We start from the raw sequence: 6,767 nt of genomic DNA, 5'->3' as shown, positions 1-6,767 counted from the left end.
AACGCCGATAGTAGTTAGGGGATCGCCCCTTGCGAGGGTAGGAAGTTGCCACGCGATCAAAGTCGTTAGTTGATTTGACTAGCGGCTTTTTTTGTATATCCTGATATTTAATAACCACTTTGTTCAAAGTATTAGAGTTATAGTTTAGCTAAAAGCATCTTTATGGGCACGCTATTTTACTCAAGATCATGGGTACTAACATCGGCAAGTGGTAGGAACTTGTTTTTAAGTATTAAAAAAACATTTAAAAATGAGAAGGTATATAGTAAAATATTAAAAAATCAAGCGATGAGCATGTGTGCAACATAGAAAGGACAAAATGTGAAGTGGATCGAGCATGCTCCTAGCTAAAAGTGATCTAGATGATCGGAAAGGAAAAACTATATTTCTTTCTCAAATATAACTCGTATTTGTTCACATTTTTATAGCGGTAATACTATGTTCAGTAAGATCGGTGAATTGATTTTTGAAAATGAAGCAGTCTCTAAGACTTCAGACTTTAAAATGGGATTAGAAGTCGAGATGCATCGAGTCGATGGTACAGGCAATCTCAGTGAAGAACCGTATCCAGCTGCGATCGGTGATGAAAAAGTCAATCCTTGGATAACTAATGATTTCTTAGAAACAATGTCGGAAGTCGTGACACCGGCTGCCAGTAATTCCTTAGATGCGATGCACTATCTTTATAGCATCAATACGGCACTTAGGACAGCACTTTCACCAGGAGAGTTTTTGTGGCCGTTGTCTATGCCACCTAAACTAGCTAATGATCGCGTCAGGATCGCTAAAGCTGGGCCAGAGAAAGAAAAGTATTTTCGAGAATGGTTAAAAAAACACCGCTTAGCAGAAGGAGCTCCATGTGGTGCACATATCAATCTAAGTATTGACTACCATCTGATCGAGATGGTCTATCAAAAAATGCCTGATAAATTTGCTGATAAACTGGCTGTGCAAAACTATCTCTATACGATCGTGGCACAAGGATTCGTCCGTTATCGGTGGTTATTGACGTATCTATTTGGAGCTAGTCCGATCGCTGAAGAAAATTACTTTAAAAAAGGTGATAAATTGTCACATCCAGTTCGTAGTTTACGCCAGAGCAAAAAATATGGTTTTGGGTCTAAATTTACACCTGATTACACTGATGTTGAAAGTTATGTCGCGCGGATCAAGCGTGCTGTGGCTAAAAAAGAGATCTATACAGCAGCGCAATTCCATGGCCCTGTTCGTTTTAAAGGCGATAATGTGGAGACCTTAGCAACAGATGGGATCAAATATTTAGAATTGCGGATGTTAGACCTTGATCCAACGAGCTATGTCGGGATAAGAACGGGGACCTTGCGCTTTATTCGGCTGTTAGCGAGTTACTTTATCATGAGCCCAGCTCTAAATAAAAGCGAAGTCAATGAAGCTTTAGCTGTTGCTGATAAGCGAAATGAGATCGTTGCTTTAGAAGATCCAACTAAAAAGAGTCAATTATCAGAAGCTGCGATCGCATTGATCGAGCATCTAAAAGTCTATGTCGACCTGATCCAAGCTGGCCCTGAATATCAAGAATTGATCGAAGATATGGAGTATCGGGTCAAGATCCCGATGAATACTCCAAGTGCCCGTCTAGTTCGGCATATCAAAGATGATTCTTTGACACAGTATGCCTTAAAGCGGGCAAAAGATTATCAAAAATCTGCCTTACTTGCACTTCATCCCTTTAGAGGTTTTGAAGATAATGCAAGTTTGACCGCTGAAGAATTAAAAGAACAGATCTTTCGGGGAAGCTGGGAACCGCGAAAGTGATCTAAAAAAATAGCCGGCCATTTTTAACGGTCGGCTGTTTTTATGTAAGTTGCTCAACTGCTTTTATGCTTGGCTGAATAAAGGCGGTAGAGGTGCCACGAGAAGATCAAGTTGCCACTGATGATGAAGAGACTGATCAAGATCAAACGGACCATAAAAGCTGGGAAGGTATCTTTTAACATGGCTTGGTGGTAGACATTAGAATAGAGCAAAGCAGTCGGACTATGTAGTTGCCAAAGTGAGACTAGTTCGATCGTCAGACCTAAACATACTTGTTGCAAAAGGCTCCCAAGCGTTTTTATCTGACCACTTTTGTCAGCCAAAAGCCCATCGTTTGTATTAGCTTTACCAGCGATCAGTGCAAAGAAAGATGTGATAAAGTAGCCGACAAGATAGATCCTAGAAGATAGCATTATCAAAAGCCCACATACCGTCCCTAAGAATGCACCTACTTGGATGGTTACGTTAGAATAGGTCGATTTGTGATAAAAAAGCCCACCCAAAAAGTTGCTGAGCATCAAAATGATAAAAGACCAGATGATCAGCGCCACTTGACCGCAAATAAAGAACCAAAAGAGGCTATAGATGATCAAAAAGTTTTTCAATGCCCCTAACCAAAATTGATAGGTCTGCTCATAGACGCAAAAGATATCTTGATAAAGAAAAAACAAGAAGATGATCCCACTAAAGATCAACATCCATTCAAAATCAGCGATCAAAGCCGTCTGACGATAAGTTCTGATCATTACATAGAGACATAAAATGATACCTGCAGGAACAAAAGAGTGCAGATCTAACTTGAGCTGAGCTAGCATCTGTGTTTTAGGTGCAGGTAGATAAAATGAGGCTATCAACGTCATGAGCAATAAAAGCGCCAGTAGATAGAGGTTGAAAAGATTGCTGAAATATTTAATATTTACTCCGACTAGAAAAACGATCAAAAGTGAGAATACAAAACTGAGCTTACTGCTTTTGTGTGGAAGTCCTTTTTTGATGAGCGTCGGTAAGCAAGAAAGACCTGTCCCAACTAGGATCCCACTGAGATCTAGTAAGATCTGTTGTCTGAAGAGCGTTCCACTGATCGCAAGTACCACGCCCCCTAAAGCTAAAAATAGATCTATCCGTAAGACTTTAGTGTAGTTTGTGATCTTGCCAAAACTATTTAACGTAAAGATCCCCATTTTTTGAAAAGAATAGAGTAAGATAAAGGGCAGTGCGGTATGTAAAGTTCCAAGGCCAACTTTGACATTGATCATAAAAGCAAAGATGATATTAGGTAAAAGTATGTAGAGTTTGCCAAGCGTATCGCTAAATAAACTAAAAATTTTTTCCAATTGTTACACTTCTTTCTTTGTATACATTTTACACCCTAAATTCTAAAAATTACCTTAACGAGTCTACTATGAGAGTAAATTAAAAGAATAAAATAAAAAAATTAAGCGAAAAGGTTTACATTTTTAAGAAGAGTCGCTATAATAAAAAATGTAATGAAACCGATTGCATAAACCGGTTGCATAACTTAACGATCTAGAGATAATTTTTAAAGGAGTGAGGTAGTTGAAAGCACAATTTCAAAAGTTTTTCAGTTTCGAATTTTGGCAAAAGTTCGGTAAATGTTTGATGGTCGTTATCGCCGTCATGCCAGCTGCTGGTTTGATGATCAGTATCGGTAAGACATTGGCAATGATCGATCCTAATATGACCGCCTTAGTTACAACTGGTGGTGTTATTGAACAGCTCGGTTGGGGCGTTATCAATAACCTAAATATCCTCTTTGCATTAGCGATCGGGGGTAGTTGGGCTAAGGAACGTGCTGGCGGTGCTTTTGCTGCAGGTTTAGCATTTATTTTGATCAACATCGTAACCGGTACTGTCTTTGGCGTTAATGCTGAGATGATGGCAGACTCTAAGGCTTACGTACATACCATCTTTGGTAGCAAGATCTTAGTTAGTGACTATTTTGTTAACGTTTTAGGGGCACCAGCTCTTAACATGGGTGTGTTTGTTGGTATCATTGCTGGTTTTGTTGGGGCAACAGCTTACAACAAATACTACAACTTCCGTAAGTTGCCAGATGCGTTATCATTTTTCAACGGTAAACGTTTCGTACCTTTCGTAGTTATTTGGCGTTCGACAGTCGTAGCGTTAGTTTTAGCTATTATTTGGCCAGTTATCCAATACGGGATCAACAGCTTTGGGATGTGGATCGCTAACTCCCAAGAAACAGCACGCTTCTTGGCACCATTCCTCTATGGTACTTTGGAACGTCTCTTACTTCCATTTGGTTTGCACCACATGTTGACGATCCCGATCAACTACACCTCTTTAGGTGGAACTTACGAGATCTTGACTGGTGCTCAAGCTGGTCACCACGTATTTGGGCAAGATCCATTGTGGCTTGCTTGGACAACTGACTTAGTCAACTTAAAAGGTGCTGGCGACATGGCTAAATACAACTATGTCTTAACACACTGGACACCAGCTCGTTTCAAAGTTGGTCAAATGATCGGTTCAACTGGCATCTTGATGGGTCTGACCCTTGCGATGTATCGCAATGTTGATCCAGATAAGAGAAAACAATACAGCTCAATGTTTATCTCAGCTGCACTTGCCGTATTCTTGACTGGTGTTACAGAACCATTGGAATACATGTTCATGTTCGTAGCGGTACCATTGTATATCGTCTATGCGATCATGCAAGGTTTGGCATTTGCTTCAGCTGACCTTATCAACTTACGTGTTCACTCCTTTGGTAACATCGAATTGCTCACCCGCTCACCAATGGCATTTAAAGCTGGTTTAGGGCAAGATATCTTCAACTTTGTTTGGGTATCCTTACTCTTTGCGGTAGCGATGTACTTTATCGCAAACTTCATGATCAAGAAGTTCAATTTAGCAACTCCTGGGCGCAATGGTAACTATGATGGTATCGATAATGGAGACGCTGGTTCTGATACAGCAACTACAGCAGATGGTCAAGCTGATCCTAACTCACAAGTTGTTAAGATCATCAACTTGCTTGGCGGTCGCGAAAATATTTCCGATGTTGATGCCTGCATGACGCGTCTACGTGTAACTGTTAAAGATAGTGCCAAAGTTGGTTCGGAAGAAGAATGGAAGCAAGTTGGTGCGATGGGCTTGATCGTCAAAGGTGAAGGTGTTCAAGCTGTTTATGGTCCAAAAGCTGATGTTTTGAAATCTGATGTCCAAGACTTGCTTGATTCTGGTGTCGAAATTCCAAAAGTCGACGTTATGAGTGGTACAGTCACAGAAGAAAAGAAGATCCAATTCAAAGGTGTAACTGAAGAGATCCATACTGTTTCTGATGGTGATGTGATCAAGATCGAAGACGTTAATGACCCAGTCTTCTCACAAAAGATGATGGGTGATGGTTTCGGGGTCAAACCAGATAACCAAAATGTTTACGCTCCAGTTTCTGGGACAGTAACAAGTGTCTTCCCAACTAAGCATGCGATCGGACTAGTAACTGATGCAGGTCTAGAAGTCTTAGTTCACATGGGACTTGATACAGTAGGCTTGAATGGAGAACCATTTGAAGTCAAAGTTAATGACGGGGCTAAAGTTAAAGCCGGTGACTTACTTGCCTTAGCTGATCTTGATAAGATCAAAGCTGCTGGTAAAGATGATACAATTGTTGTAGCATTTACTAATGTACAGGATATCAAGGAAGTCAAAATCGATAAGTTAGGCCATCAGGCTGCTAAGACAGTTGTCGGAACAGTTGAAGTCTAAATGATAAAACTAAGCGACGCCCAGATATCAGGCGTCGCTTAGTTATTTTATGGAGGAATTTTACGTGGCAAAATTTTTAACGTTGAACACACATAGTTGGTTAGGCGAAGATCCAGATCTTGCTTTGGAGATCTTAGGTAAACAGATCTTGGCTGCAGATTACGATGTGATCGCATTACAAGAGGTAAATCAACGGATCGATTCACCTGATGTTTTACAAGCGCCGTATACGCTAGAAAATCAACATCATTTGCACGAAGACAATTATGCTTTAAAATTAGTCGAATATTTAAAAGAACATGGAGCAAATTATTATTTCACATGGGCTTACGGGCATATTGGCTATGATGAGTATCATGAAGGGGTGGCTTTGTTATCTAAACAGCCATTCACCTCAGAAAGAAGCGTTTTGACGTCAAATGTTGATGATGAATACGACTACCATACGCGTCGGGCGTTGATCGCTAAGACGCAGGTCGCAGGTCAGGAAATGTGTGTTGTCAGCGGGCATTTCTCATGGTGGAAGAATGATTTTAAATCAGAATGGCATCGTTTAGAAGCTGCTTTGGCTACCGAAGAAGCACCATTGGTCATCATGGGAGACTTTAATAACCCAGAAAATACTTCAGGTCATGAATTGATCTTAGCTAGTCCTTTAAAACTAAAAGACAGCCATTTAGCTGCTAAAGAGGTGACTGGTGGAGCAACGATCTTGCAAGATATCGATGGATGGGAAAATAATGACAAAGCTTTGCGGATCGACTATATCTTTGTTAGTCAACAACTTGAAGTTACGCAAAGTCATGTACTTTTTGATGGTAAAGAGCAACTCTTGATCAGTGATCATTTTGGCGTGGAATGTGTGATCAAATAGAGAAAACAAATAAAGGCGTTACCTGTAGAAATCTTTTATTGAAATGGATTTAAGACTATGAAAAGTAGTTTTAGATCCATTTTTTATCTAAATTTTATTTAACTTTAATTTTTTATGTATAGGTAACCGTTGTGTGTTTGGGTTTTTAAAGGATTTGGGAATGCTATTTTTAATTTTTAACTTATAAAAAAAGTGTTGACTTAAATTTTGGTTAGATATATAATTTGTGTAAAATTAAACCTGTAATAGGGTGATTCTATGGTTGCTATTTAAAAATATGTCGAAGCTTAAGGTACATAATAACTTGTATGGGCAAGATTTGAGTTGGTTAAAGATTCATACTTCA

The 6,767-nt window shown here is 39.6% G+C and carries 4 protein-coding genes; 3 read left to right on the top strand and 1 reads right to left on the bottom strand.

The window, feature by feature from the left end; all coding sequences use genetic code 11:
• Positions 1-438: 438 nt before the first annotated feature.
• Positions 439-1,794, top strand: a complete 1,356-nt coding sequence (locus Q9R40_RS08400) for a glutamate--cysteine ligase (protein ID WP_304651643.1) — start codon at positions 439-441, stop codon at positions 1,792-1,794.
• Between the two features lie 53 nt (positions 1,795-1,847).
• Here the strand turns inward: Q9R40_RS08400 and Q9R40_RS08395 are convergent, their stop codons facing one another.
• The gene (locus Q9R40_RS08395) at positions 1,848-3,128 is read right to left on the bottom strand and encodes a hypothetical protein (RefSeq protein ID WP_304651644.1); all 1,281 of its coding nucleotides are present in this window, start codon (positions 3,126-3,128) and stop codon (positions 1,848-1,850) included.
• Between the two features lie 223 nt (positions 3,129-3,351).
• Here Q9R40_RS08395 and Q9R40_RS08390 point away from each other — a divergent pair, with 223 nt between their 5' ends.
• Together Q9R40_RS08390 and Q9R40_RS08385 are read left to right on the top strand one after the other, a co-directional pair.
• On the top strand, positions 3,352-5,547 hold the full coding sequence (locus tag Q9R40_RS08390) for a PTS transporter subunit IIBC (RefSeq protein WP_304651645.1): 2,196 nt from the start codon (positions 3,352-3,354) through the stop codon (positions 5,545-5,547).
• A gap of 64 nt (positions 5,548-5,611) precedes the next feature.
• Positions 5,612-6,421 carry an endonuclease/exonuclease/phosphatase family protein gene (locus Q9R40_RS08385; RefSeq protein WP_304651646.1) on the top strand — a complete coding sequence of 270 codons (810 nt, stop codon included), beginning with the start codon at positions 5,612-5,614 and terminating at the stop codon, positions 6,419-6,421.
• Positions 6,422-6,767 lie beyond the last annotated feature (346 nt).

Origin of the sequence: uncultured Lactobacillus sp. (genome assembly GCF_948948975.1) — a bacterium.
Taxonomy (GTDB): domain Bacteria; phylum Bacillota; class Bacilli; order Lactobacillales; family Lactobacillaceae; genus Lactobacillus.
The sequence above is the reverse complement of the archived record's forward strand: the minus strand, read 5'-3'. Positions and strand labels throughout refer to the sequence as shown.

Bases quoted from the DNA above. Each gene is read 5' to 3' on its own strand.
- Q9R40_RS08400 (WP_304651643.1), top strand. From the start codon at position 439: ATGTTCAGTAAGATCGGTGAATTGATTTTTGAAAATGAAGCAGTCTCT.